A 603-nucleotide genomic window follows, 5' to 3' on the forward strand; every position below is an offset into this window, starting at 1 on the left:
TGAAAAATTGTTGATCGAAAGTCCTGCACCTGCTCCATCCCCAGATCCTCGCACAAAGCGCACGATTTAGAACCAACTGCCGGTGTGTTGTCGATGTCCCCTACTGGGTCTTTGTCGCTAGCCTCCCTACGTCAGGGTGAGTGAGGCCAGTAGCTCAGAGCAAGTCCGCCGTTTGACGTAGGGCGAGAATCAGGAAGTTCCGATGGGGTCCATGTTGTTCACGATCATGGCGGCGCTCGGACAGATGGAACGCGAAATCAAGCGAGAGCGTGTGGTTGGCTCGATCGTTAAACGCCGTGCGGCGGGCAAGGATCTGGGCGGTCGTGTCGGCGGCCATCGAAAAGTGCCCATACGCGGCCAATAGGGAAGCGGGTTTTTGCTGCGTATGGCCATTGGAGCTGCCCGCTGGCGGCCAAACGGAACGCCCGATCCAGTCGGCGGCGACACCCCGGATCCCGGGTCTACGCCCGTCGCGCTCGGTATTGGGCTCAGGCTCCCCGGAAGATGTCAACCTAATTGAGTCAGTTTCTCTAGGCGGTCATTGAGTTCGTTCCTGCTTTCTCGGGTTCGTTGATCCAGGTCGTTGTCGGGAACGTTGGTGGC

At 58.7% G+C, this 603-nt stretch carries 1 pseudogene; it reads left to right on the forward strand.

The window, feature by feature from the left end:
• Positions 1-199 precede the first annotated feature (199 nt).
• A pseudogene (locus tag QN350_RS19735) lies at positions 200-325 on the forward strand (recombinase family protein); the annotation flags it as partial.
• Between the last annotated feature and the right edge of the window lie 278 nt (positions 326-603).

Origin of the sequence: Cryobacterium sp. 10I5 (assembly GCF_035019865.1) — a bacterium.
Taxonomy (GTDB): domain Bacteria; phylum Actinomycetota; class Actinomycetes; order Actinomycetales; family Microbacteriaceae; genus Cryobacterium; species Cryobacterium breve_A.